Genomic DNA, 21913 nt, shown 5'->3' with positions numbered 1-21913 from the left:
CGAGTACTGCCGGTGCACAGCGTCCCGGGACGTCTCAGCGTCCCGGGACGCACCGTCCTGCACATGCTGGCTCCGCGGCTACTTCACCGTGCGGTCCGCAACGCCGTCGGCCGGGCCGATGGGCCCTCCGGCGACGTCGAGCACTCCCGGCTGCTCGGCCGGCTCGGCCGCCGCCGCGACGGCGACACCGGTCTTGGTACGACGCCCCCGCCGTTCGATCCAGGTCGCGAGCGAGGAGAGTGCGAGGCACATCGCGATGTAGATCGCGCCGGAGACGATGACCACCGCTGTGAACGGGTTCTCCCCGTTGACGATGATGTTGGAGGCCATCGTCCGAGTGGCGAACAGAAGCTCCGTGTACGTGATGACGTAGCCCAGTGAGGTGTCCTTGAGGGTGACCACCAGCTGGCTGATCATCGTCGGGAGCATGGAGCGCACCGCCTGCGGCAGCAACAGGGCCGTCATCACCTGGTACTTGCGCAGACCGAGCGCGTAGGCGGCCTCGACCTGTCCCCGGGGCACGGCGTTGATGCCGGCGCGGAACACCTCGGCCTGGACGCTGCCGTTGTAGACGGACAGACCGATGACGAGACCCCAGAACGCGGTGTTGTCCCCGACCATGCCGAGATCGTTCTTGTAGGTGAGGAACACCACCCACAAGGCGTAGATGGTGATGAGCAGCGGGACGGCGCGGAACAGCTCGATGAAGCCGGTCGCGAACCAGCGGACCGGCCGGTGCTCCGACAGCCTCGCCACGGCGAGCAGTAGCCCGAGCACCAGGGACAGCGCGCCGGCCACGGCGAACACCTTCAAGGTGGTGAGGACGCCGTCGCGGATGTTGGTGCGCACGCCCGCGTTGTTGAAGATGTTCCAGATCTTCGGGTCCAGCTGGCCCTTGGCGTCGAGCCGGTACACGACGAAGGCGAGCAGGGCGACCAACGCCAGCGCACCGAGCACCGTGAAGATGCGGTTGCGCACGCGGGCCTTGGGGCCCGGCGCGTCGTACAGAACGCTCGCGGTCATCGTGCGACCTCCATGCGTCGCTCCAGCAGCCGGAACAGGCCGCTGATCGAGAAGGTGATGACGAGGTAGCCCAGGGCCACCCACACGAAGATCCAGGCGATGGCATAGCCCTGGTCGCTCAGCGTCTTCTGCCAGCCGAACAGCTCGGTGACGCTGAACGCGCCCGCGATCGCCGAGTTCTTTGTCAGCGCGATGAAGATCGAGCTCAGCGGCGCGATCACGGTGCGTGTCGCCTGCGGCAGGACGATCAGGCGCAGCGTCTGCGAGAAGGTCATGCCGAGGGAGCGGGCGGCCTCCGCCTGGCCGAGGGGCACCGTGTTGATGCCCGACCGCACCGCCTCGCAGACGAAGGCCGAGGTGTAGAAGCTCAGGGCCAGCAGCGCCTTCGTCCACGGGCTCATGCCCGGCACGAAGATGACCGGGACGACGAACCACGCCACGAGGAAGAGCAGCGTCAGAGGGGTGTTCCGGAAAAGGGTGACCCACGCGGTGCCGAACATCCGCAGCGGAGGGACGGGGGAGACACGGAACCCGGCGATGATGACACCCAGCACCATCGCGAGGAGTCCGCTGGCCAGGGTCAGCAGTACGGTGCCTATGAACCCTTCGCGGAAGTCCGCGAGATGGTCGAGCAATACGTTCACGGGGAGGTCCTCGTGGCGGTGTTCGGGCAGGGAAGGCCGCCTCCGGGGCGGTGCGCCGGACGGCGTCGCCGGCACGGGCCGACCGGCCGCAGCGGACCCGCTCGGTGGTGGGTCCGCAGCGGCCGGCTCGGTCGACGCCGGGCAGGCGACGTCTCAGCAGTGCGTCAGTACCGGTTGACGGCCGGCGGCTCCGAGTACGGGGAGCCGGACAGGCCGAGCGTCGCCTCGTACGCCTTCTTGTAGTCGTCGTTCTTCTCGTGCTTCTCCAGCGCGTCGTTCACGGCGTCGCGCAGAGCCTTGTCGTCCTTGTTCATGCCCACGCCGTACGGCTCCTCGGTGAACGGCTTGCCGATCACCTTGAGCTTCGTGGGGCGCTGCGCGGCATAGCCCTTGAGGATCGCGTCGTCGGTGGTGACGGCGTCGACCTCGCTGTTGAGCAGCTGCTGCACACACTCGGAGTACTTCGACAACTCGACGGTCTTCGCGCCGTACTTGGGCTTCTTGATCTCCTGAAGCGGCGTCGAGCCCTTGATGGAACAGACCGTCTTGCCCTTGAGCGAGTCGGGACCCGTGATGCCCGTCTCGTCCTTGCGTACGAGCAGGTCCGCGCCGGCGTGGAAGTACGGGCCCGCGAAGCCGACCTGCTTCTTGCGCTCGTCGTTGATCGTGTACGTGCCGACGTACAGGTCGACCTCGCCCTTGGAGATGGTGGTCTCACGGACGTTGGAGTCCACGGTCTTGAACTCGATCTGCTCGGGCTTGAAGCCGAGGTCGGCGGCGACCATCTTGGCGATCTCGATGTCGAAGCCGGAGCGCTTGCCCGTCGTGTCCTCGAAGCCCAGGAACGGCTGGTCGTTCTTGGCGCCGATGACGAGCTTGCCGGCCTGCTGGGCCTTCTTCAGCGTGGGGGAGTCGATCTTCACGTCGGTGGCGACGGCGTACGTCGGCAGCTTCGGCGCGTTCGCCCCGGTGCTCTCGCCGGCGGGCTGGTCACCGGCGTTTCCGGACTCGCCGCCACAGGCCGTCAGGGCCAGTGCGAGGGTGGCGAGGACCGCCGCGGGGACGGACTTGCGGAACTTCATGGGTGGACATCCTTCGGGTCGGCAGGTTGGGCGTTGCGTGCAACCGGGCACACGAGGGCACCGGAGCCCGCGGCGGTGATGGGTCGGTGTCAGTGGTGCAGGATCTTCGACAGGAACTCTTTGGCCCGGTCGCTGCGCGGGCTGCTGAAGAACTGGTCCGGCGCGGCCTCTTCGACGATGCGGCCGTCGGCCATGAAGACCACCCGGTTGGCGGCCGAGCGGGCGAAGCCCATCTCGTGCGTGACGACGACCATCGTCATGCCGTCCCGGGCGAGCTGCTGCATGACCTCGAGGACCTCGTTGATCATCTCGGGGTCGAGGGCCGAGGTCGGCTCGTCGAAGAGCATGACCTTGGGGCCCATCGCCAGCGCGCGGGCGATCGCGACGCGCTGCTGCTGGCCGCCGGAGAGCTGCGCGGGGTACTTGTCCGCCTGGGCGCCCACGCCCACCCGGTCGAGCAGGCCGCGTGCCTTCTCCTCGGCCTTCCGCTTCTCCGTTCTGCGGACTTTGACCTGGCCCAGCATCACGTTCTCGAGCACCGTCTTGTGCGCGAAGAGATTGAAGGACTGGAAGACCATGCCGACGTCGGCGCGCAGCCGGGCCAGTTCCCTGCCCTCCTGGGGCAGCGGCCTGCCGTCGATCAGGATCTCGCCCGAGTCGATGGTCTCCAGGCGGTTGACGGTGCGGCAGAGAGTGGACTTGCCGGACCCCGAAGGCCCGATGACCACGACGACCTCGCCGCGGGCGACGGTCAGGTCGATGTCCTGGAGCACGTGCAACGCGCCGAAGTGCTTGTTGACGCCCCTGAGAACGACGAGTTCGTCGGTCGCGGCCACCGAGTCCTTGGCCACCGATACTTCGGTCATGTGCTGACTCGCTCCGTCCTCGCTCGGTTTCGGAGGAAAGTAGTGATGCCGTGCGACCAGCGTCATTACATCTGAGGGAGATCTGAGCATCACAATCCGGTAGCGACCGGGCACGAACCGTAGTGGCCGCGCGCCGGGCGCGTACCGGCTGGGTAACGGAAGCCGCCCGCAACCCGAACCCTCTTGACGGCGTCCTTGTTCATCGGCGTGACTGCCTTGGTGCATGCACGCGGGTGCACGCGTTCGCGTGGATGACGCTTTCCAGTACAAGGCGAGAGCACGTTCTTGTACAGGCGGGAGCGAGGGGACCGCGAAGCCGAGAGACCGGAGGGGGCCGGGATGAGACTGCTTCTCGTCGAGGACGACAACCACGTCGCGGCCGCCTTGTCCGCGGTGCTGGCCAGGCACGGTTTCGAGGTCACGCATGCCCGCAGCGGCGAGGAGGCCCTCCAGGCGCTGGTACCCGAGGGCGCCGGATTCGGCGTCGTGCTGCTCGACCTCGGTCTGCCCGACCAGGACGGCTACGAGGTCTGCGGCAAGATCCGCAAGCGCACCAGCACCCCGGTGATCATGGTCACCGCGCGCTCCGACGTCCGCTCCCGGATCCACGGCCTGAACCTCGGCGCCGACGACTACGTGGTCAAGCCGTACGACACCGGGGAACTGCTCGCGCGGATCCACGCCGTCAGCCGGCGCACCCCGCACCTGGACGACACCGGCGCGACCGAGACCGCGCTGCGGCTCGGCCCGGTGCACATAGAACTCCCCAATCGCCGGGTCAGTGTGGACGGTTCCGCGATCCAGCTGACCCGCAAGGAGTTCGATCTACTCGCCCTGCTGGCCCAGCGGCCCGGCGTGGTGTTCCGTCGCGAGCAGATCATCAGCGAGGTGTGGCAGACCAGTTGGGAGGGGACCGGGCGCACCCTCGAGGTGCACGTCGCCTCGCTGCGCTCCAAGTTGCGCATGCCCGCGCTGATCGAGACCGTGCGCGGCGTCGGGTACCGGCTCGTCGCCTCAGCCGCATAGCGGGGACAGGTTGGGCGCACGACTGCTTCCGCTGCTCATCGTCCTGATGGCGGCCGTGCTGCTCGCGCTCGGCGTGCCGCTCGCGGTGAGCCTCGCCGCCGCGCAGCAGCAGCGGGTCGTCGTCGACCGCATCGACGACACCGCGCGCTTCGCGGCCCTCGCCCAGTTCGTCACCGACCGGCCGGGCAACGGCCTCCGGGTCGGCGGCGACAGCCCCGACAGCGGCGACGGCGACACAAGGGACGAGCGCGGCGAGACCCTGCGCAAGGAACTCGCCATGTACTACGGCGTGTACGGCATCCGGGCCGGTGTCTTCTACCGGGACGACGTGCCCATGGCCAACGCGCCGGAGGACTGGTACCTGCCCAAGACGGGCGACGGCCGCGACGCCTTCAACGAGGCCCTCCTCGGGCGCCGCAGCCATGACCCCCGGCAGGTCTGGCCCTGGCAGCGCGCCCGGCTGGTGGTCGCCTCGCCGGTCATCCGCGACGGCGACGTCATCGCCGTCGTCGTCACCGAGTCGCCCACCGGGCAGATGCGGTCGAGGATCCTGCACGGCTGGCTGTTCATCGGTGCCGGTGAGATCGCCGCGATGCTGCTCGCCGTCGGCGCGGCGCTCCGGCTGACCGGCTGGGTGCTCAGGCCGGTGCGGGTCCTGGACGCCACGACCCACGACATCGCGACCGGACGCCTCAAATCGCGTGTCGCGGCCGCAGGCGGACCGCCTGAACTCAGGCGGCTGGCCCGGTCGTTCAACGAGATGGCGGACAACGTCGAGGAAGTCCTCGAGCAGCAGCGGGCCTTCGTCGCCGACGCCTCGCACCAGCTGCGCAATCCGCTCTCCGCGCTCCTGCTGCGTATCGAGCTGCTCGCTCTCGAACTGTCCGAGGACAACGAGGAGATCGCCTCGGTCCGCACGGAGGGCCGGCGCCTCGCCCAGGTCCTGGACGATCTGCTCGACCTGGCGCTGGCCGAGCACGCCGAGGCGGACCTGAGGCTCACCGACATCGGCGCCCTGGCCGCCGAGCGCGTCGCGGCCTGGGACCCGGCCGCACAGGCCAAGGGCGTACGGCTGACCGGGAACTGCCCGCCCACCACCGCCTGGGCGGACCCCGTCACCCTGTCCAGCGCCCTGGACGCGGTCATCGACAACGCGGTGAAGTTCACGCCCGAGGGGGAGTGCGTCGAGGTGGAGGTCACGGCCGTCGGCGACACCGCCTCGGTGGTGGTCACCGACGGCGGGCCGGGACTCAACGACGAGGAACTCGTCCGGGTCGGCGATCGCTTCTGGCGCAGCGCGGCGCATCAGAACATCAAGGGGTCGGGGCTCGGTCTGTCGATATCGCGGGCGCTGCTGGAGGCGGGTGGGGGTTCGATCGCGTACGGGCGTCATGTGCCGCACGGACTAAGGGTGACGGTGAGTGTGCCGCGGACGGTGGACGGCGAGGCGTCGTAAGGGCCCCGGCTCGGTCAGCTTCGGGGACGCGGCCGATGAGGCCGCGGCGGGGGTCCGGAGTCGCCGGCCACCGTCCGGTTCGCCGTATGCGTGGGGTGCCCGGGGGCGAAGGCTCACCAGTTGGATTAGCGAAGCGTAGTGAACCTGTGGCAGAGTGCTACGCGCACGCCCGGCGCCCAGGCGGCGTCGGGCACCCTCCTCGGTCGGGTCTTACGGCCCGGTCGACCAGCGTCCGGAGGGACGTGCCACGCGGGCTGGCGGCTCCTGTCGTTCAGTACCAGGGCACGAAGGCGATTGGCTGCAAGGCTGAGCAACGCTCAGCCTCGCTAAGCCAACCAGAGACGCTACGGCTTCACCGACTCGTAGTACCGCCGCGCGCCCTCGTGCAGGGCCAACGGGTCCGTGTAGATCGCCGTGCGCAGGTCCACCAGCTGGGCCGCGTGGACCTGCGCGCCGATCCGGTCCCGGCTGTCGATCACGGCACGGGTGAGCTGCTCGGTCAGGCCCGGGTCCATGTCCTCCCGGGTCATGAGGAGGTTCGCGACGGCCACGGTCTGCACGGCGGAGCCCTGCTGGGCGTCCGGGTAGGCGTCGGCGGGCATCACCGAGGCCCGGTAGTAACGTGAGGCGCCGCCCTGTGCGTGCAGTTTGGCCACCAGATCGGTGCTGATCGGCACCAGACGGATCGCGAAGTGCTTCGACAGTTCCGTGATCGCGCCGGTGGGCAGCCCGCCGGACCAGAAGAACGCGTCGATCTGGTGCCGCCTGAGCAGGTCGGGCATGGTCCCGATGCCGTCGGACAGGGGTGTGATGTCCTTCTTCGGGTCGAGACCGGCCGCCTCGAGCACATGCTCCGCGATGAGTCGTACCCCGGACCCGCCCGGGCCGATGGCGACCCTGCGCCCCTCGAGATCCGCGACGGACCGCACGGTCGACGAGCGCGGCACCACCAGGTGCACATAGTCGTCGTACAGCCGTGCGCAACCGCGCAGCCGGCCGGCCCCGGCCTTGTGTTCCAGCTTGTACGTCTCCACCGCGTCGGCGGCCGCGATCGTGAAGTCCGCCGATCCCGTGGCCACCCGTCGCACGTTCTCCTGGGACCCGTCGCTGTTCAGCAGCCGGACGTCCACCCTCGGCAGGTCCTTGGCGATCGCCTGCTGCAGCAGGGTGCCGTACTTCTGGTAGACGCCGGTCGGGGTGCCCGTACTGAAGGTGACCGTTCCGCTCGGGGACTCCTCGCCGATCGGCAGCAGCCACCACAGCAGCAGCCCGAGGGCCGCGAGAGAGGCCGCCGAGCCCAGCAGCGCGCGGCGCCGGCCGATGCGGGGGAGTGGCGTGAACATGCGCGCGATCCTGCCAGTCCGAGGGCGCCCCTGACCAGGGCGGCAGACCACGGGCCCACGGGAGCGGGCCGTGGCAGCGGGTAGGGTCGCCGGATGCACCCTTCGCCCGCCTCCCTCGTCCGTGAGTTCCACCGCGCCTTCGGGCTCGACGCCCGTACCGTGCCGACGGAGGTCTCCCCGGAGCTGGCCACGCACCGTGGGGAGCTGCTCGCCGAGGAGGCCGCGGAGGTCGCCGAGGTGTCCGTCACCGGACCGCTCGACCGGCTGGCGCACGAACTGGCCGACCTCGTGTACGTGGCCTACGGAACCGCCCTCGTGCACGGCATCGACCTCGACGCCGTCATCGCCGAGATCCACCGCGCCAACATGACCAAGATCGGCCCGGACGGTACGGTCTCCCGCCGGGCCGACGGCAAGGTCCTCAAGGGCGACCACTACCGGGGCCCGGATGTCTCGGAGATCCTGCGCCGCCAGGGCTGGACGCCGCCCGCGCAGTCCTGACGACCGGTTTCCGGCGCGCTTACGACCGGACCGGGTGGCGAGCCCCTGTCGGACCCGTCGGCCCGCCGTCCACAGCCGCCTAGACTGAGGCGACCCGTACGGTACGGCGGGGTGGGACAGGAGGGCGACGGTGGCGGCAGGTGGCGGTGGTTTCCAGGACCCGTCCGCCGAGGTGCTGACGGAGGCGGCCGCCGCCTTCGGGCTTCTGGCCTCGCCCGCGCGGCTGCACATCGTGTGGGCGCTCGCGCAGGGCGAGAGCGATGTCACCGGGCTCGCCGAGCGGGTCGGCGGCGCGCTGCCCGCCGTGAGCCAGCATCTGACCAAACTCAAGCTCGCCGGGCTGGTCCGCTCCCGTCGGGAGGGCCGCCGCCAGGTCTACTTCGTCGACGACGCGGACGTGGTGACCGTGGTGCGGCTGATGGTGGGCCAGCTCACCGATCGCGCCGCGCAGAGCGGCGCCGCGGCACCCCGTCTCCGTGGCCTCTGACACGGCCGCCACCTCGCTGCAGGAGCTGCGGCGGCTGGAGAGCACGCCGCGCGGACTCACCGACGCGGAGGCCGCGGCACGGCTCGCGGACTTCGGGGAGAACGTGCTCCCCGAGACCCGTACGACCTCCTGGGCCCGTCTCTTCCTACGCGGTCTGCGCGACCCGTTCACCACGGTCCTGTTCTGCCTCGGCCTCGTCTCCGCCACCGTCGCCGCCTGGGGCACCGCCTGCGTGATTCTCTTCCTTGTCGTGGTCAGCTGCGTCCTGCGCGCCACCGGCGAACAGCGGGCCGACCGTTCGACGGCCGCGCTGCGCGATCTCGTCGCCGCCACCGCGACCGTGCTGCGCCGCCCGGACACGGCGCTCGAGCCGGCAGGCCGCGCCGGTGCCGAAGGGCAGGGCGCGCGCCGGCCCGGGCCGGCGCGGGAGACACCCACCGCCGAACTGGTGCCCGGTGACGTGATCCGGCTCGCGCCCGGCGACCTCGTCCCTGCCGACGTACGACTGCTGCGGTCCAGCTGCCTGACGGTGCATCAGGCAGCCCTCACCGGGGAGTCGGCGCCGGTGGCGAAGCACGCCCTCGACACCCCCGCGGCCTGCGACGGCGGGCCCTTCGACCAGCCCCACCTCTGCTTCCAGGGCAGCAGCGTCGCATCCGGCAGCGGCACCGCGCTCGTCCTCGAGACGGGGGCCCGAACCCGGTTCGCCAAGGCGTACGCCGTCGGCGCCCGGCGCGGGGCGAGCGCCTTCGACCGGTCCGTGCACGGCATCTCCTGGGTGCTGATCCGGTTCATGCTGCTCACCCCGCCGCTGGTCCTCATGGCCAACGCGGCGCTGCGCGGCCGGGGTCTTGAGACGCTCCCCTTCGCCGTCGCGGTCGCGGTCGGCCTCACCCCCGAGATGCTGCCGGTCATCGTCACCACCTGTCTGGGCCGCGGCGCCTCCGGGCTCGCCCGCGCCCACGGGGTGATCGTCAAACGGCTGCCCGCCCTGCACGACCTCGGTGCTGTGGACGTGCTCTGCCTCGACAAGACCGGCACCCTCACCCAGGACCGGCCGGTCGTCGAACGGGCCCTGGACGCCGAGGGCGAGGACGCCCCCCAGGTGCTGCGCTGGGCGGCCGCGGGCGCCTGGTGGACCCTCCACATCGCCGACCTGCCCCTCGCGGACGCCCTGGACGAGGCGCTTCTGGACGCGGCCGACGGGGCCTGGGAGGAGTACGAGGGAGTGGCCGCCCTGCCGTTCGACCCGGTCCGCCGGCTCGCCACCGCCGTGGTCCGGGGCCGCCTCGGCAGCCACACCCTCCTCGTCAGGGGCGCTCCCGAGGACGTACTGGAGCGCTGCGCACTGGAGCCCGCGGAGCGGGAACGGCTGCTCGCACGGGCCGCGCGCGAGGCGGCCGGCGGTCTGCGACTGCTCGGCGTTGCGACCGCCGACCGTCCCGCCCGCGTCCGCCCTTACACCCCCGCCGACGAACGCGGCCTGACCTTCCGGGGCTTCGTCACCTTCCGGGACGCCCTCGCACCGACCGCCGAGCGCGCCCTACGGGACCTCACCGCACGCGGCGTCACCGTCCGGGTCCTGACCGGCGACCACCCGGGCACCGCGGCCCGTGCCTGCCGCGACCTCGGTCTGGACCCCGGTGACCTGCGCACCGCCGGCGCGCCCGACGAACTGGCCGCGACCGTCGTCGCCCGCTGCACCCCCGAGGACAAGGCGCGGATCGTCGCCGGGCTGCGCGCGGCGGGGCACACCGTCGGCTTCCTCGGCGACGGCGTCAACGACGTGCCCGCGCTGCGCGCCGCGGACGTGGGCATCGCCCCGCGCGAGGCCGTCGCCGTCGCCCGCGAGAGCGCGGAGGTCGTCCTCGCGTACAAGGACCTGACCGCGATCGACCACGCGGTGGCCGCCGGACGCCGCAGCGGCGGCAACATCGCCACGTATCTGCGGGTCACGCTCTCCTCGAACTTCGGCAACGTCCTCGCGATGCTCGCCGCCGGCCTCCTGCTGCCCTTCCTTCCGATGCTCCCGGCCCAGGTACTCGCCCAGAACCTGTGCTTCGACGCGGCTCAACTCGCCTTCGCCCACGACCGTCTCCCGCCATGGGAGCTCTCGCGGCCCACCGTGCTGCGCCCGCACGACCTCCTGCGCTTCATCACCGGCTTCGGCGTGGTCAACGCGGTCGCCGACCTCGCCACCTTCGGCGTCCTCGCCCTCAGCCTGCGCGGTCCCGACGCGCTCGACGACGCAGCGGTCTTCCACTCCGCCTGGTTCACGGAGAACCTCCTCACCCAGGCCCTGGTCATGCTGCTGCTGCGGTCCGGCCGGAGCCTCGCCGAAGGCCGCCGCCCGGGCCCGGTCGGCGGGGCAGCCGGCGCGCTCGCCGCCGTCGGGCTCCTGTTGCCCGTCACCCCGCTCGGCGCACTCCTCGGCCTGCCGGCGCTTCCGGTCGCGTACTACCTGCTGGTCGGCACCGTCCTCGCGCTGTACGCCCTGGCCCTGTGGGCGATCAGGGCACGCTACGAGCGGCGTTGGGGCTACGACGGGCAGAGCCTGCGTTTGACCGGCCGTAGGGCCGGATGAGGAGCATGCCGACACTCGGCGCCGTCTCGGACCGGTAGGGTCCGCTGGACAGTTGTACAGTTGCGCAATGTAGCAATCATCATGGGACGGGCGAGCGGCGCACGCGTCCTCCGCCCAGGCGAGGAAGGGCGGGCGCGCTCATGCTCCGCAACGGACTGGAACCCTGGCACCTGCTGGTCGTGGCGATCGTCGTCATCGTGCTGTTCGGCTCGAAGAAGCTGCCCGACACCGCCCGCGCGCTGGGCAGGTCGATGCGCATCCTGAAGAGCGAGGCGAAGGCGATGAAGGAAGGGGACGCGCCCGCGGACGTCGATCCCGTGACGCCCACGGCCGTCCGCACCTCCGCGGAGGCGACCCCGGAGCAGCCGTCGTCCGCCGCCCGCTGAACCGGTTCCGTCAGGGGCTGGCGCAGTCGTAGCCGTATGTCAACGGTTCGCCCTGCACGCCGAGTCGGCGCCGGTAGACGTAGACCGCCTCCACCCGCACACCGTCCTGCGGGGAGTCGACCTGGCAGGGGTAGGTGACCTGCAACACCGAGGGCCGGCCCGCGACCTGCATGCGCAGGCCGTCGGCCGGCCCTCCCGCGAGCACCGCGGTCTCCCACTTCGTCGCGACGTGAAGATCCATGGCTGTACTTTAAAGTTGCGCATTCGCGGCAGTGTTGTGAGCTCTACCACGTGGTTCACCGGGCGTGCGGCAAGCCGGTCCACCGGCGAGGCCGGCGCATCCCGGCGCCTGCCTTCGCCGCGCGCTTCGCCGCCTTTGATGCTCGTATGGTGGGAACTCTGGGGTCATGAGAGTCCATCGGTGCCCGGCCGGCGCCGACCGAGCGGAGAGGCCCTCCATGCCGACCCAGCCCCGGACCGCCGAATCCGCCGTCCCCGCCTCGTCGGGCCGACGGCGCCCAGGTCTGCGCCCGGTCGGACAGGGCGCCGGATTCTGGTTCGTGGCGGTGGCGTTCGCCGTCCTGATGGCGTTCGGTACCGCACCCACCCCGCTGTGGCCGCTCTACGCGTCCCGCGACGGGTTCGGGGTGACCACGATCACCGTGGTGTTCGCCATGCTGGTCGGCGGTGCGGCCGTCGGCTTCCTTGCCCTCGGGCATCTCTCCGACCGCTTCGGGCGCCGCCGTGTCGTCGTCCCGGCCCTTGCCGTGGCGCTGGCCGCCGCCCTCCTCCTGACCTGGTGGAAGGACCTCCCCGGCCTGATGACCGGCCGGTTCCTGAACGGGGTGGGCATCGGCCTCATGGCCTCCACGGCCACCGCGTACCTGCACGACCTGTACGCCGGCGCGCACCCCCACCGGCCCGAGGCCGTGCTCCCGGAGGTGGTCGCGACCGCGGCCAACCTCGGCGGCCTCGCCCTCGGTCCGCTGGTGGCCGGAGCGGTGGCGCAGTGGGTGCCCGATCCACTGACGGTCACGCAGTTCGGTTTCGCGCTGGCCCTCGCGGTGTGTCTGGTGCTCAGCCTGGTCACGCCGGAGACCGTGGACCGGAGCCGTACGGTGCGGCAGAAGCCGGAGCGGTTCGCCCTGTGCGCCGGCGGGCGCCCGGTGTTCGCCTCCGCCGCGGGGCTCGGCTTCTGCTCCTTCGCCCTCTTCGGCCTGGTCACGGCGCTGGGCGCGGTCATTCTCCACACCGAACTGCGAGTCTCCTCGGAGTTCGTCGCGGGTCTCGCGCCGTTCCTGATGTTCAGCGCCGCCGCGCTGGCCCAGCTGGCCCTTGCCGCGCTGCCGCCGCGGCGCCTGCTCGCCGTGGGGATGGTGGCCTTCCCGTCCGGGCTGGCCCTGGTGGCCCTGTCCGTGTACGGCTCGACGCTGTGGCTCTTCCTCACGGCCGCCACGTTGGCGGGCGCGGGCTCGGGCATCCTGTTCAAGGCCGGTCTCGTCCAGTCCGTGACCGCGGCCGCCCCCGCGTCCAGGGCGGGCGTCCTCGCCGTCTACTTCGTCGTCGCGTACGCGGGCCTGGGTCTGCCCTCGATCCTCTTCAGCGAGCTCATCCGTCATCTGAGCATGCCGACGACGATGGTCTGCTTCTCGGTGGTGCTCTCGGCGGGCGCGGTCCTGGCGGCGGCGGTGGCGGTGCGGAGCGAACGCTGACCACGGTGCTGCCGCGTTCGCCGCACCCGGTGACGGTGTCCGACGGCTCGGGCCCGTGCGCGGTGTCGAGCCGGGCTCTAGGTCCCACCCTCACAATGCGCCTGTTCCGGAAAGCACCGGAACGGGCGGCGCAGAGCCGCAGGCTGAGAGCACACGGGGGTTGGTCTTCTTGCAGTTCCGGATCTTGGGCACGATAGCGGTCGGCATCGGTGGCACGTTCCACGCCGTTCCAGGACTGCGACAACGCTGTCTGCTGGCGAGCCTGCTCATCCAGGCCCCGGCGGTCGTGCCCGTCTCGACGCTGTACAGCGAGCTGTGGGGGGAGAACCCCCCGGCCACTGTGGAGAACGCGCTCCAGGCACATGTGTCGCGACTGAGACGAACACTGGTCAAGCTGGTGGACGGCCCGGCGGCGGACGTGCTGCGCACCCGGGCGTCCGGCTACAGCCTCGACGTGGAGCCGGAGGACATAGACCTCAACCGCTTCCGCGCGTACATACGCCGGTCCCGCCGGGCGATGGAGGGCGAGGACCTGCCCGCCGCCCAGGAACTCCTGGAGCAGGGGCTCGGGCTGTGGCAGGGCGCGCCGCTGGGCGACGCGGCCGTCGGACCGCTGTGCCAGAGCGCGGCCACGGAGTGGGAGGAGGAGTACCTGTCCGCGCGGGAGGACGCCTTCTGGCTGCGTATCCGCGCGGGTGAGCCGATGCGGGTGGTGGGGGAGCTGAAGCGGATGAGCATCGCCCACCCGTGGCGGGAGCGGATCACCGAGCTGCTCATGGTGGCGCTCTACCAGTGCGGGCGCCAGGCCGAGGCGGTCGGTGTCTACAACGCGGCCCGGCTGCGGCTGGTCGACGAGCTGGGCATGGAGCCGTCGCCGAAGCTGCGCCAGCTGTTCCGGCAGATGCTCAACCAGGACCCGGGGCTCCACCGCTCCACCGCCCTGCTGCGCCGGACCGCCTGACCGGCCCCTGACGGCACGGGCGCGGGTCTGCCGGGAGTACCCACTCCCGGCAGACCCGCGCCTTCGGTGCTGTCCGGGCTACTCGGTGCCGCCCCCTGGCAGCAGCCGGCGGAAGCCGGTGCAGGAGGCCAACGCCTCGGGCAGCAGCACCGAGCCGTCCGTCTGCTGGCCCTGCTCCAGCAGCGCGGCGACGGTCCGTCCGATCGGCAGGCCGGAGCCGTTGAGCGTGGCGGCGATCCTCCGGGAGCCGCCCGCCCGGTAGCGGATGCCGGCCCGGCGGCCCTGGAAGGTGCCGCAGTCCGACACCGAGGAGATCTCCCGGTAGGTGTCGCTGCCGGGCAGCCACACCTCGACGTCGTACGTCGTGCGCGCCGAGAAGCCGATGTCGCCGGCCGGCAGCAGCACCACCCGGTACGAGAGGTCCAGCCGCTTCAGGCACTCCTCGACATGGCCCAGCATCAGCTCGAGCTGCTCCCCGGCGTCCTCGTCCCGGCAGACCCGCACCAGCTCGACCTTCTCGAACTGGTGCAGCCGCAGGATGCCGCGGGTGTCACGGCCGTAGGAGCCCGCCTCGCCCCGGTAGCAGGGGGTATGGGCGGTCATCGCCAGCGGCAGCTCGCGCTCGTCGAGCACCTCTCGCGCCACCAGGTTGGTGAGCGGGACCTCGGCGGTCGGGATCAGGAACATCTCCCGGCCGCCCACGGTCGTGGCGAACAGGTCCTCCTCGAACTTCGGCAGCTGCCCGGTGCCGGTCATGGTCTCCCGGCTGACCAGGTGCGGCACCGAGTACTCGGTGTACCCGTGCTCCCGGGTGTGCAGGTCCAGCAGCAGGGACGCAAGGGCCCGCTCCAGCAGGGCCCCGGGGCCGCGACTGACGCTGAACCGCGCTCCGGACAGCTTCGCCGCCGCCCCGGAGTCGAGCACGCCCAGCTTCTCGCCGAGGTCGGCGTGGTGCCGGCCGAGGCCGGGGCCCGAGCCGCGCTGCGGGCCGACCCGTCGTACCTCCAGCGCGTCCTTCTCGCTGAAGCCGTCGGGCAGGTCGTCCGACGGCAGGTTCGGCACCGTCAGCAGCAGCCGCTCCAGCTCCTGGCCGGCCTCCCGGGCCTCGGCCTCGGCGGCCTGCACCTGCTCGCGCAGGCGACGGTTGCGCTCCCGCGGGTCGTCGCCCGCCGGGCCCGCCCCGCCGACGGCTGCCGGGCCCCCGGCCCCACGCGGGCCGCGGGACGCCTTCTTCAGCTCGGCCCGCAGCCCGTTCACCGCCTCCAGCGCGGCCAGCCGGCGCTGCTGCGCGGCCCGCAGCCCGTCGAGGTCGATCGGGTGACCGCGGCGGGCCAGCCGGCGTTCCGCTTCCGGGCCGCTCTCGATCAGCTCGCGTACGTCGTGCACGTCGTTTCCTCCTGATCGCCTGAACAGTGGCCGGGGTCAGGCCGGTTTGGAGACGGGGGCGGGGGCGGGGGCCTGGTTCGGCGCGGTGCGGTCCACCTGGTCCTCGGGGGCGACATGCGCGGTGGCCAGCGCCCGGTAGCGCGCGGGGGCGACGGCGCGCAGCCGCAGAGCCCACAGCACCCCGAGCGCGGCCACCAGCGGGATCACCCACGGCAGCTGGACGACGACGCCGCCGGTTGCACCGGTCAGCACGTCGAAGTTGCCGACCACCAGATAGACCGTGGCGGCGAGGCCCGCGAAGCCCAGCAGCGGCAGCATCGTGCCCTGCCACCAGCCCAGCCGGATGCCCTTGCGGCGCAGGGCCACCGCGGACAGCGCGGCCAGCGCCTGGAGCACGACGATCCCGAGGGTGCCCAGGCCGAGCATGCTCGTCGTCATGTTCGCGTATGGGTCAAGGCCGCCGGCCGCAAAGCCGACCACGGCGGCGGCGCACACCGCCACCTGCACGACGCTGGCCAGGTGCGGTGAGCCGTGCTTCGGGTGCAGCCGGCCGAGGAACGAGGGCAGCAGGCCGTCGTCGGCCAGCACCTGCGCGTACCGGTTCGAGGCGCTGTGCAGCGCCAGGGTCGCGGCGAAGAGGCTGGAGCAGAGCATGATCTGCAGGACGGTGCTGCCCGCGGACCCGAGGTAGTCGTCGCCCAGGGTGAAGAAGAGGTCGCCGAGCTGCTTCCCGGCGGTCTCCCGCACCTGGCCCGAGCCGATCGCGCCGACCGCCTCCCAGCTGGTCAGCGCGTAGAAGCCGGAGATCAGCACCGCGGCGACATAGGTCGCGCGCGGCACGCTGCGGCGGGGGTTCTTGGCCTCCTTGCCGTACAGCGCGGCCGACTCGAATCCGATGAACGACACGAAGGCGAACATCAGCGAGACACCGACACCGGGGCCAGCGGCCGCGTGCCAGGTGAACGAGGCGCCCGGCAGCGCGTGCACACCGTGCCGGACGAGCACGGCCACGTCCAGGGCGGCCAGGATGCCGATCTCGGCGAGCATCAGCACCGCCAGCACACGGGCGCTGATGGCGATGTCCCGGTAGCCGAGGACGGCGATCAGCGCCAGCCCGATCGCGGCGCACCACTCCCACGACAGGTGCACCCCGTGGTCGAACAGCACCAGGCTGGTGAAGTAGCCCAGCGCGCCGACCAGGCCGATGGTGGCGCAGTTGTAGGAGACCACCGCCACCCAGCCGCTGCCGACCGCGGTGGGCCGGCCCAGGCCGTCGGCGATGGAGGCGTAGAAGCCGCCGGAGCCGCCGGTGCGGCGGGCGCTGATCGCGTACCCGACGGAGAAGCACAGCAGGGTGACGCCGGCGAACGCGAACGCGGCCGGGACACCTTCGGCCGTGCCGATCGCGAACGCCAGCGGGACGGTGCCGACCATCGCGGACAGCGGGGCCGCCGCCGCAACGATCATGAAGACGATGTAACTGGTGGTCAGGGATCTGGTGGGCGCGTGGGAGGGAGGGGTTCCGGCGGTCACGGCGTGCTCCTGGGGTGTCGGTTCGTCGTCGGCGGCTCGGACGGGGCGGGGCCCCGGGCCGATGGGGAGCGGGACGAGCGGGCCGGGCCGCCGACCACCCCGCTGGGCGGCGACCGGTCAAGCGTCGGCTGGGCCTGGCCGGCTTCAGGCGGCCGCGATGGCCAGCACGGCGTTCTGGCCGCCGAAGCCCATGGAGCTGCTCAGGGCGAGGTCGAAGCGTGTCTCCGTGGCCGTGGCGGCCACCTTCACCTCGCAGACGGGATCGGGGACGTCGAGGTTGGCGGTGGGTGGCACCACCTGCTCCTCCAGACTGAGCACGGTGAACGCGGCCTCGACCGCGCCCGCCGCGCCCAGCAGATGACCGGTGACGCCCTTGGTGGACGTCACCAGCGGATCGCCGAGCACACGGTGCACCACCCGGGCCTCGGCGAGGTCGTTGAGCCGGGTGGCGGTGCCGTGCGCGTTGACGTGCCCGACGTCCGACGGCAGCGCGTCGGCGTCGGCGAGCGCCGCGCGCATCGCCACTTCCAGCCCGACCCCTTCGGGGTGCGGCGAGGTGATGTGGTGGCCGTCGGCGGAGGCGCCGTACCCGGCCACCCGGGCGCGGACCCGGGCGCCGCGGGCGCGCGCGTCGGCCGGCCGCTCCAGGACCAGCACCCCGGCGCCCTCGCCGGCCACGAAACCGTCGCGGTGCACATCGAACGGGCGGGAGGCGGCGGCCGGAGGATCGGTGCGCCGCGACAGCGTGCCCATACGAGCGAAGCCGGCCATCACCAAGGGTGTGATCATGGCCTCGCTGCCCCCAGCCAGCACCACGTCGCACCGGCCCAGCAGGAGCAGGTCGCGGGCGATCCCGATGGCCGTGGTCCCCGAAGCGCAGGCGGTGGCCACCACCAGGTTCGGGCCGGTGGCGCCGAACTCGATGGCCGTCTGCCCGGCCAGCATGTTCGGCAGCTGCATCGGCAGCAGCAGCGGGGAGACCCGGTCCGGCGAGTCCTCCACCAGCACCCGGTGCTGCTCCTCCACCGTGCCCGGGCCGCCGTCGGCGCAGCCGAGCACCACGCCGACCCGGGCGCCGTCCCATGTGGGCGGGTCCAGGCCGGCGTCGGTGATCGCCTCGCGCGCCGCCACCAACGCGAACTGACTGAAACGGTCGAGCCGGTGGGCGCGTCGTGCGCCGAGCAGGGCGTCCGGATCCCAGTCCGGCACCCGGCACGAGATCCGCACCGGATGGCTCTCGAGGACAGGGTCGAACGCCGCGGTCGGGCGCCCGCCGCGCACGCGCGCCCAGCTCGCGGCGGTGCCTGTCCCGGCCGGGGTGACCAGGCCGAGACCGGTGACGGCGATGTCGGTGCCGGCCATCACACCCGCGCACTCCGCTGCTCGATGAGCGCCACCATGTCGCCCACGGTCTCCGCCTCCAGCAGCTCGTCGTCGGAGACGGACACGTTCAGCTCGGTCTCCAGCACCAGCGACAGCTCGACGACGGCCAGCGAGTCCAGCTCGATGTCCTCCCGGGTGGCCTCGGGGGTTATCTGCTCGGGGTCGACCTTGAGCTTGTTGACCAGGATTTCCTTCACGCTCTCGAACATGGTGTGCTCGCCTCCGGTTGACGGTCGTGTGGTGTGCGGGGTGGTACGGGACTGCGGATGCGCGGCGGGCGGGTCGGGCGCCGGCTACAGCTCGGGCCAGGTGAGGGTCGCCGCGCCCCACGCCAGGCCGCCGCCGAAGGCGGTCAGCAGCAGCCGGTCGCCGGCGGTCAGGCTGCCGTCGGCCGCGCTCTGGGCCAGGAGCAGCGGGATCGAGGCGCCGCCGGTGTTGCCGACGTGCTCGATGTTGGAGAGCCGGCGCTCCGGCCCGATGCCGAGCCGTTCGGCCACCGCGCCGAGGATGCGCGCGTTGGCCTGGTGTGCGGCGAACCGGTCGACCTCTTCCGGCCGCCAGCCGGTGTAGCCGAGCGACTGCAGCGAGGCCGCCGTCATCCGCTCCACCGCGTGCCGGTACGTGGCGCGCCCGGCCATGTGGAAGAACTCGTCGCCCGGCTCTGGAGGAAGGCCCGAGGAGCGCTGCCGCGAGCCGCCGGCCGGCACGGTGATGAGGTCGCTCAGCTCGCCGTCGCTGCCGAGCACCACCGAGCCGAGCGCGCCCGGTTCGTCCGCCGCACCGGCCCGCAGCACCACGGCGCCGGCGCCGTCGGCGAAGATCACCGCGGTGCCGCGGTCGGCCGGGTCGATGATCGTGGTGAACGCGTCCGAGGCGATGACCAGCACCCGGCCGGCCAGTCCGCAGGCGATGAAGCCGGCGCCGGCGGCCAGGGCGTACAGGAAGCCGGTGCAGACCGCGGCCACGTCGAAGGCCGGCACCCCGCTCAGCCCCAGCCGGGTGGCCACCGCGGGGGCGGTCGCCGGGCAGGGGTGGTCGGGCGTGGTGGTGGCCAGCACCACGGCGTCGACCTGGGAGTCCTCGGCCGACTTGAGGGCCCGCCGGCTGGCCTCGACGGCGAGGTCGGAGGTGGCGGTGCCCGGGGTGACGACATGCCGGGACGCGATGCCGGTCCGGGTGCGGATCCACTCGTCGGAGGTGTCCAGACGGGCCACCAGGTCCTCGTTGGTGACCACCGTCGGCGGTACGTAGCCGCCGACCCCGGCGACCACGGCCGCCCGCCCGGCGGGGGCGCCGAAGGCCGGGAGGGTGGTGAACGGCGGCGGCGTCACGGACGCTCACTCCGCTCCATGGCGTCCAACGGCAGGCCCATGTAGACCATCCGGCTCGCGGCCATCTCGTCGGTCCACCGCTCGGCCATGTCGTAGCGCTGCTCAGGGGTGGTGTCGAGCAGCCGCACGCCCGGCCAGACCTCGTAGTCGCCGATCAACTCGGCCTGCTCCGTCATTCCCTGCTGGAACAGCTCCTCGCGGTGGATGACGTAGGGCCGGTCCGGCACCCGGTCCCACAGCTCGGTGCCGGCCGCGAGGATCTCCAGCAGCCGCGGCATGTACCCGGGGTTGTCGCGGATGTGGTCGCGCAGGATGGTGCTGGCCACCGTCAGATGCCGGATCTCGTCGATGGCGGTGCCCCGGGAGATCTCCTGGGTGGCCGCCGACAGCGGCGTCCACTTGCGCTCGCTCAGCTCGGCGGCCGGGGCGAGCACCCCTTCGATGACGATGGCGAACACGGCCACCCCGCCCGGGAAGTCGCCCTGGTCGCGGATGATCTCCAGGGTGAAGTCCTCCACCGGCTGGAGCACCTCCCGCCGGTAGTCCGCGGCCATCTCCTCGATGTCGGCCTGCAGCGTGCGCTCCGGCAGGCCCAGCTCCACCAGATGGTTGCGGAACACCCGGGAGTGGCGCGCCTCGTCCATCAGCTGGGTGGCGTAGAACTCCATCTCCGGGATGCCGGGGGCGCGGGAGACGTAGTGGCCCAGCAGGCGGGTGGCGATCTCCTCGGCCAGGCTGCGGAAGCCGAACTCCAGGACCAGCGCCTCGCGCAGCGGTCCGGGCCGGCGCAGGAACTCCGGGACCTCGGCCTTCTCGTGGTGCCCGGTCGCCCCGCGGTCCCGCAGGGTGCCCTGCGCGACCTCGGTGAACCAGTACGCCAGATTGCACCGGTCCGGGCCGAGGGCCAGCTCCTTGGCGCCGTCGAGCAGGCCGGGGGCGGAGTCCCAGTCGGCCTCTTGGGCGGTGGGCGCGTTCATGACGGCACGTTCTCCTTGAGGGGCGGCGGGAGCGGCAAGGCGGGCGGGGCGAGCGGCAGTCGGGCGTCGACCAGTGCCGAGTCCCTGACGAGAGGGGCGCCGCGGTCGCTCTCGGCGACCGGGATCAGGGTCCCGGCGAACATCTCACCGGTGTAGCTGATCAGCGGGTCGCCCTCGCCGGTGTCGGCGTTGACGACCGCGCCGAGCAGCACCTCGTGGTCGCCGACCTGGAAGCGGCCCACCACCCGGCAGTCGTAGTGCGCCAGGGCGCCGGGGAACAGCGGTGCCTCCGAGTAGGCGGCCGGGTGCCAGTCGATGCCCTGGAACTGGGCGGCGCCGTCGGGCCGGGAGCTTTCGGCGAAGTAGCGGGCCAGCCGGTCCTGTTCGCTGCTGAGCACGTTGACCGCGAACCGGCCCTCGGCGGTGGCGAGGCCGGCCAGCACCGAGCCGGGCTTCAGGCACGCGCCCAGCACCTGCGGGCGGCGGGAGATCCGGGTGACCGTGCTGACGGTGGTGCCGTGCCTGCGGCCCTCGTGGACGGCGGTGAGCACCGACACCGGCACGGCCAGCCGGCGCAGGGCGCGGTCGTGGGCGCTCCAGCGGCTGCGCAGTGTCACGTTGGTCATCGGGTCGCCCCCTGTCCGGTCGGAACGGTCGCGCCCAGCGTCCGGGCGGCTGCGGAGGCGGGTATGTGGCCCACCGGGGCCGGGTCGCTCGCGTGGCCGACCGGCTTGGGGTGCTTCAGCCCCAGGTCGTCCAGCAGCCGCAGATACCCCGGCTGGCGAACCGGCTCGAAGGGCAGCGCGAAGGACTTCATGAAGTTGCCGAACAGGCCGCGGTCGCCGAACAGATGGAAGGGCAGCACCAGCAGCGCCCACTCCGGCTCGACCAGCCAGCACCACAGAGCGGCGACGGCGCCCTGCGTGATCAGGCTGTGCATGACGTTGTAGGCGACGTAGTAGCCCTTGTGGATCGGGGCACCGCCGGAGCGCCGGAAGGCGATCGCGCCCGGGATGTAGCCGATGAGGTCGATGTAGAGGAAGAGCACGACGGCGGGCAGCCAGCGGATGTCGGTGGCGTGCGCGACGATCAGACCGGTCGTCACTGCCAGGCCGACCAGGTACTCGGCGCGGTGCAGGGAGAAGGTCTTCGGCGTCTCGAAGGGATTGGCCTGGTCCACGGTTGAACTCCTGTTTGACTCCGGAGAGATGTGCGGTGCCGGCGGCGGGCCG

Annotated in this window: 22 protein-coding genes; 8 read left to right on the top strand and 14 right to left on the bottom strand. The window is 72.0% G+C overall.

The features are described 5' to 3' along the window. Positions 1-78 precede the first annotated feature (78 nt). The 4 genes from ACQEXA_RS17505 to ACQEXA_RS17490 form a co-directional block, all read right to left on the bottom strand. On the bottom strand, positions 79-1023 hold the full coding sequence (locus tag ACQEXA_RS17505; protein ID WP_432933400.1) for an amino acid ABC transporter permease: 945 nt from the start codon (positions 1021-1023) through the stop codon (positions 79-81). Beyond that, the gene (locus tag ACQEXA_RS17500) at positions 1020-1667 is read right to left on the bottom strand and encodes an amino acid ABC transporter permease (protein WP_359397948.1); all 648 of its coding nucleotides are present in this window, start codon (positions 1665-1667) and stop codon (positions 1020-1022) included. The genes ACQEXA_RS17505 and ACQEXA_RS17500 overlap by 4 nt, the downstream gene beginning before the upstream one ends. 164 nt (positions 1668-1831) lie before the next feature. Then, positions 1832-2749, bottom strand: a complete 918-nt coding sequence (locus ACQEXA_RS17495; protein ID WP_359397946.1) for a glutamate ABC transporter substrate-binding protein — start codon at positions 2747-2749, stop codon at positions 1832-1834. 89 nt (positions 2750-2838) lie between these two features. Beyond that, positions 2839-3615, bottom strand: a complete 777-nt coding sequence (locus ACQEXA_RS17490; RefSeq protein WP_432933403.1) for an amino acid ABC transporter ATP-binding protein — start codon at positions 3613-3615, stop codon at positions 2839-2841. A 339-nt stretch (positions 3616-3954) separates the two neighbouring features. Here ACQEXA_RS17490 and ACQEXA_RS17485 point away from each other — a divergent pair, with 339 nt between their 5' ends. After that, a complete protein-coding gene (locus ACQEXA_RS17485; protein ID WP_432933405.1) occupies positions 3955-4641 on the top strand; it encodes a response regulator transcription factor in 687 nt (228 codons plus the stop codon). Between the two features lie 10 nt (positions 4642-4651). Next, positions 4652-6097: an ATP-binding protein gene (locus ACQEXA_RS17480; protein WP_432933407.1), complete on the top strand. Its 1446-nt coding sequence runs from the start codon at positions 4652-4654 to the stop codon at positions 6095-6097. Between the two features lie 344 nt (positions 6098-6441). Here ACQEXA_RS17480 and ACQEXA_RS17475 read toward each other — a convergent pair whose 3' ends face one another. Further along, positions 6442-7440 (bottom strand): TAXI family TRAP transporter solute-binding subunit, encoded by a 999-nt coding sequence (locus ACQEXA_RS17475; RefSeq protein WP_432933409.1) that lies wholly within the window; start codon positions 7438-7440, stop codon positions 6442-6444. Between the two features lie 93 nt (positions 7441-7533). On the opposite strand from ACQEXA_RS17475, the gene ACQEXA_RS17470 reads away from it, so the two are divergent. The 4 genes from ACQEXA_RS17470 (at position 7534) to tatA (ending at position 11398) form a co-directional block, all read left to right on the top strand. Beyond that, a complete protein-coding gene (locus tag ACQEXA_RS17470; protein ID WP_432933411.1) occupies positions 7534-7941 on the top strand; it encodes a MazG nucleotide pyrophosphohydrolase domain-containing protein in 408 nt (135 codons plus the stop codon). 130 nt (positions 7942-8071) lie between these two features. Further along, positions 8072-8428 (top strand): ArsR/SmtB family transcription factor, encoded by a 357-nt coding sequence (locus ACQEXA_RS17465; protein ID WP_432933413.1) that lies wholly within the window; start codon positions 8072-8074, stop codon positions 8426-8428. Next, complete coding sequence (mgtA, locus tag ACQEXA_RS17460; protein WP_432933415.1) at positions 8418-11012, top strand: magnesium-translocating P-type ATPase; 2595 nt, start codon at positions 8418-8420, stop codon at positions 11010-11012. The genes ACQEXA_RS17465 and mgtA overlap by 11 nt, the downstream gene beginning before the upstream one ends. Before the next feature lie 140 nt (positions 11013-11152). Next, positions 11153-11398 carry a Sec-independent protein translocase subunit TatA gene (tatA, locus tag ACQEXA_RS17455; RefSeq protein ID WP_432933417.1) on the top strand — a complete coding sequence of 82 codons (246 nt, stop codon included), beginning with the start codon at positions 11153-11155 and terminating at the stop codon, positions 11396-11398. Positions 11399-11408: 10 nt separating this feature from the next. On the opposite strand, the gene ACQEXA_RS17450 is transcribed toward tatA, so the two are convergent. After that, positions 11409-11639 (bottom strand): hypothetical protein, encoded by a 231-nt coding sequence (locus ACQEXA_RS17450; RefSeq protein WP_359397928.1) that lies wholly within the window; start codon positions 11637-11639, stop codon positions 11409-11411. 217 nt (positions 11640-11856) lie between these two features. On the opposite strand from ACQEXA_RS17450, the gene ACQEXA_RS17445 reads away from it, so the two are divergent. Together ACQEXA_RS17445 and ACQEXA_RS17440 are read left to right on the top strand one after the other, a co-directional pair. Continuing rightward, positions 11857-13110: an MFS transporter gene (locus ACQEXA_RS17445; protein ID WP_432933419.1), complete on the top strand. Its 1254-nt coding sequence runs from the start codon at positions 11857-11859 to the stop codon at positions 13108-13110. 184 nt (positions 13111-13294) lie between these two features. Continuing rightward, positions 13295-14071 carry an AfsR/SARP family transcriptional regulator gene (locus ACQEXA_RS17440; RefSeq protein WP_432933421.1) on the top strand — a complete coding sequence of 259 codons (777 nt, stop codon included), beginning with the start codon at positions 13295-13297 and terminating at the stop codon, positions 14069-14071. Between the two features lie 78 nt (positions 14072-14149). Here the strand turns inward: ACQEXA_RS17440 and serS are convergent, their stop codons facing one another. The 8 genes from serS to ACQEXA_RS17400 all read right to left on the bottom strand — a co-directional run bounded on the left by serS (position 14150) and on the right by ACQEXA_RS17400 (position 21861). Then, positions 14150-15457 (bottom strand): serine--tRNA ligase, encoded by a 1308-nt coding sequence (gene serS / locus ACQEXA_RS17435; RefSeq protein ID WP_432933423.1) that lies wholly within the window; start codon positions 15455-15457, stop codon positions 14150-14152. A 36-nt stretch (positions 15458-15493) separates the two neighbouring features. Next, positions 15494-16990 carry an APC family permease gene (locus tag ACQEXA_RS17430; RefSeq protein ID WP_432933425.1) on the bottom strand — a complete coding sequence of 499 codons (1497 nt, stop codon included), beginning with the start codon at positions 16988-16990 and terminating at the stop codon, positions 15494-15496. A 144-nt stretch (positions 16991-17134) separates the two neighbouring features. Continuing rightward, complete coding sequence (locus tag ACQEXA_RS17425; protein ID WP_432933427.1) at positions 17135-18352, bottom strand: beta-ketoacyl-[acyl-carrier-protein] synthase family protein; 1218 nt, start codon at positions 18350-18352, stop codon at positions 17135-17137. After that, on the bottom strand, positions 18352-18582 hold the full coding sequence (locus ACQEXA_RS17420; protein ID WP_433130536.1) for an acyl carrier protein: 231 nt from the start codon (positions 18580-18582) through the stop codon (positions 18352-18354). The genes ACQEXA_RS17425 and ACQEXA_RS17420 overlap by 1 nt, the downstream gene beginning before the upstream one ends. An 84-nt stretch (positions 18583-18666) precedes the next feature. Then, on the bottom strand, positions 18667-19704 hold the full coding sequence (locus tag ACQEXA_RS17415) for a beta-ketoacyl-ACP synthase III (RefSeq protein ID WP_432933431.1): 1038 nt from the start codon (positions 19702-19704) through the stop codon (positions 18667-18669). After that, on the bottom strand, positions 19701-20681 hold the full coding sequence (locus ACQEXA_RS17410) for a VlmB-like protein (RefSeq protein WP_432933433.1): 981 nt from the start codon (positions 20679-20681) through the stop codon (positions 19701-19703). The genes ACQEXA_RS17415 and ACQEXA_RS17410 overlap by 4 nt, the downstream gene beginning before the upstream one ends. Continuing rightward, complete coding sequence (locus ACQEXA_RS17405) at positions 20678-21307, bottom strand: flavin reductase family protein (protein WP_432933435.1); 630 nt, start codon at positions 21305-21307, stop codon at positions 20678-20680. Before ACQEXA_RS17405 ends, ACQEXA_RS17410 begins: the two co-directional genes overlap by 4 nt. Beyond that, positions 21304-21861 carry a hypothetical protein gene (locus ACQEXA_RS17400; RefSeq protein WP_359397908.1) on the bottom strand — a complete coding sequence of 186 codons (558 nt, stop codon included), beginning with the start codon at positions 21859-21861 and terminating at the stop codon, positions 21304-21306. Before ACQEXA_RS17400 ends, ACQEXA_RS17405 begins: the two co-directional genes overlap by 4 nt. Positions 21862-21913: the final 52 nt, after the last annotated feature.

Origin of the sequence: Streptomyces sp. CA-106110, from assembly GCF_050936285.1 — a bacterium.
In the GTDB taxonomy this organism is placed as follows: domain Bacteria; phylum Actinomycetota; class Actinomycetes; order Streptomycetales; family Streptomycetaceae; genus Streptomyces.
The sequence above is the reverse complement of the archived record's forward strand: the minus strand, read 5'-3'. Positions and strand labels throughout refer to the sequence as shown.